At 55.2% G+C, this 3,224-nt stretch carries 3 protein-coding genes and 4 tRNA genes; all 7 read right to left on the minus strand.

Translation table 11 applies throughout. From position 1 onward, the window contains the following. Positions 1-106: 106 nt before the first annotated feature. The 7 genes from AAC035_RS20000 to AAC035_RS20030 all read right to left on the minus strand — a co-directional run bounded on the left by AAC035_RS20000 (position 107) and on the right by AAC035_RS20030 (position 3,043). Positions 107-182 (minus strand) — tRNA-Thr (locus tag AAC035_RS20000). Positions 183-200: 18 nt separating this feature from the next. Further along, positions 201-275, minus strand: a tRNA-Gly gene (locus tag AAC035_RS20005). Between the two features lie 45 nt (positions 276-320). Continuing rightward, a tRNA-Tyr gene (locus AAC035_RS20010) sits at positions 321-404 on the minus strand. 38 nt (positions 405-442) lie between these two features. Next, positions 443-518 (minus strand) — tRNA-Thr (locus tag AAC035_RS20015). Between the two features lie 31 nt (positions 519-549). Then, the gene (locus AAC035_RS20020; RefSeq protein WP_339806878.1) at positions 550-1,074 is read right to left on the minus strand and encodes an SPOR domain-containing protein; all 525 of its coding nucleotides are present in this window, start codon (positions 1,072-1,074) and stop codon (positions 550-552) included. A gap of 281 nt (positions 1,075-1,355) precedes the next feature. Continuing rightward, entirely contained in the window at positions 1,356-2,084 is a 729-nt protein-coding gene (locus AAC035_RS20025) for a type III pantothenate kinase (protein WP_339806879.1), read from the minus strand. Next, on the minus strand, positions 2,081-3,043 hold the full coding sequence (locus tag AAC035_RS20030; protein ID WP_339806880.1) for a biotin--[acetyl-CoA-carboxylase] ligase: 963 nt from the start codon (positions 3,041-3,043) through the stop codon (positions 2,081-2,083). Before AAC035_RS20030 ends, AAC035_RS20025 begins: the two co-directional genes overlap by 4 nt. Between the last annotated feature and the right edge of the window lie 181 nt (positions 3,044-3,224).

Consider the following 3,224-nt stretch of genomic DNA (forward strand, 5'->3'; position numbering starts at 1 on the left):
CCAATGGTGCCCACGTTGACGTGCGGCTTGTTACGCTCAAATTTTGCTTTAGACATTCGACCAATCTCCCTAATCAACCAGAATCGTAACGTTGACCGGACAAAAATGGAGCTCATGACCGGAATTGAACCGGTGACCTCATCCTTACCAAGGATGTGCTCTACCGACTGAGCTACATGAGCATTAAACAGTAACCAATTTGGAGCGGGCAGCGGGAATCGAACCCGCGTCATCAGCTTGGAAGGCTGAGGTAATAGCCACTATACGACACCCGCAAATTCACAATTTTGTGAGGCCACCTCAAAACCAAGGAAATTGCGTGGTGGAGGGGGCTGGATTCGAACCAGCGAAGCTTTCGCGTCAGATTTACAGTCTGATCCCTTTGGCCACTCGGGAACCCCTCCAGAGAAAACTCAACGTGAGTCACTCCAAAAAACTTAAGTGGAGCTGGCGGACGGAATCGAACCCCCGACCTGCTGATTACAAGTCAGCTGCTCTACCAACTGAGCTACGCCAGCTCACATTCGCCATGTCAGCGAGGGCGGTATACTACGGATTTTTCTCAGCGGTTGCAACACCTTCACAATCACTGATTTCAATACGCTGTAACCGGCCACCTTCAGCAAGACCATGAGCAACTTCCGGTAATTCAATAGCTTCCGAAGGCCCCTCAAAAACGAGGGCGTAGCTTATACGATTTCTGGGGAGCATTACCAGTGTTGCCGCAACATTTTGTCCGGTTCTGTCTTCCAGTAGCCGCTCAGCCGACTCACGGGAGCGGAACAAACCAAGCGATATACCGTTTTCCTGCTCCCCGGACGGAATCACATAGGATTCGATATCGCGGGCACTGAGCTCGCGGGAGGCAGCGATAGCCACTTGCCTGCTCTCGTAAGGCGGCACAAGGACCCAGTAAAAGGCATCAAGTTCCAGGTTGCGCTGATGAATACCTATAAAGGAAGGCTGATCTGAGGCCCGGATATGACCCAGTGCCTCACGGGCCACAGACTCGTCATCGAACCAGCCAACCAAGAAACAGGAGTTCGCCCCGCCATGGTCATCGTTGATTAACACGACTTGCGCAGTTACAGAAGGTATCCCACTGCCTTCTCTGCCGTCAGAGCTTGACTGAACGGAATCACCAGATGACGGCTCCAACTGATGCCCAGGCCCTGATTCGGATTCGGGTTCGGGCTCGGGCTCGGGCTCGGGCTCGGGCTCAGTGGCCACCAACTCAAGTGAAGCCACCCTCGGCAATCGCCCCTCAACCTGCGATTCGGTAGAGGAATCATCTGTCGTCACCAGAAACAACCAGAATCCGAGGTTAATACCCAGCAATATTGCCGCCAACCATTTCAGAGACCGCACGCAACCCGCTCCAGGCCATCGAACACAAGGTCCGGAATAAAAATCCCGCGACCACAAAATGCCGGTGTCAGTGACAGCCCGTCGCCACCGGTAAGATAAACTCTCCGCCCATGAATCGAGGGGTCAAGTGCCAGCTGTCGGGCAAGGGCCTGTAACGCCCAGTTGACACCATGACTGACGCACTCCTGGGTTGACTGACCTGGCCGCAGTCCGTCAACCGTGAAATCCGGCTCAAACAGGACCCGGGCAGTGTTCTGGCGAAGGCTCTCCAGCATCAGCCTCCGGCCAGGCACAATGTAACCACCCTCATGCTGCCCCGATGCCGCTATCCAGTCGACGGTAATCGCACTCCCGGCATCAATCACCACGACCGGCTCCCGGGTCAACCCACGCACAGCGACCATAGCATGCCACCGATCAGCACCCATACGGTCAAAATCCTGATAGCCACATACCAGGTCGCGGTACTGCGCCCGGGTCCAATAGAAAGTCACTGGTGCATCAGTGAGGCGTTGCAAGGCCTGCTCAATGTAGCGCTGATCAGTCTCAGAGCGCACGGTTGATACGGCGACGGACTCGATCTGGCCGGAGTAATCAGCCGCATCAGCAAACAGGTCTGTCCCTGCCAGATTCCCGCCACCTTCAACAGTAACCTGCCCACCGTCTCTCAGCTGCCATTTGATACGGGTATTGCCGCCGTCCAGGTAAAGCCTCATGAGCTGACCCGTAAGCTGATTTCTCCTGCATGCACGCGCTCGATACCGGTTTCAGTTCTGACCCGATAACTGCCGTCAGTCTCAATTCCGTCTGCGACCCCCTCAAAGGCACCGTTGACAGCGTGTATCAGCTTTCCGCGCAAGGCATCGTACTTCTCCCACTCGGTCCGGAAAGGCTCAAACCCTGACACCTCAAACTGCCTGATGATCAGAATCAGATGTTCAGTCATGGTACCAACAATGCGACTACGCACATGCTGCTGATCCGGAAATGCTTTTGCGAGACTGGTCCAGGGCTGATCCACGGCTGGCGTCTGGGTCATATGAACATTCAACCCAATTCCGATAACCACCCGGGCAGCACCCTCCAACTCGCCCTGAAGCTCAATCAGGATACCGCCAAGCTTTTCACCATTAACCTGCAGGTCATTGGGCCATTTCATGGTCAGGCCCGAGAGACCAAGCCCCTCCAGGGCCCGACACACGGCGATACCAGTCACCAGCGACAGCCCTTCAAGCCCGGTAAAGCCCCGGGCGACGGAAAAGCCGAAGCTGACATAGATATTTTCGCCACGCGGGCTCTGCCAGACTCGCCCCTGCCGCCCCCGCCCTCCTGACTGACTGTCAGCTACGGATACCAGAACGCCCTTCTCTCCGGCCTGCCAGCGCTTGATTACATCACTGTTGGTGGAATCGATCTCGTCATGAAGCTTCAACGCGACAGCGTCTTTTTCACCGGGGGAAATTGCACCAAGTAGTACGGCCTCATCCAGCAAGTCCAGAGGCTTTTCCAGCCCGTAGCCCTTACCCCGGATTCGCCTTATCGCGACACCATCACCCTGGAGCCGCTCAATCTGCTTCCAGACAGCGGTCCGACTGACCCCAAGCGCGGACGCCAGATTCTCTCCGGAATGAATTTGTCCGTCGGCCAGCAGGCGTAACAGCGGATTGTGATTCATAAAGCGGCCCCACGGCAATGAATAGACAGGATGCACCAAGGCACCATAACAAGCACCGGATTATAAACAACAGGCAGGGCAAAAGGACAAAACAGAACACATATAAAGCTCGAATTTCAGGCAATAACTTGAGTCTTTTTTTCAGGCAATAAAAAACCCCCGGCAGCAAAAGCTGTCGGGG

Origin of the sequence: uncultured Marinobacter sp. (genome assembly GCF_963974375.1) — a bacterium.
Lineage (GTDB): Bacteria > Pseudomonadota > Gammaproteobacteria > Pseudomonadales > Oleiphilaceae > Marinobacter.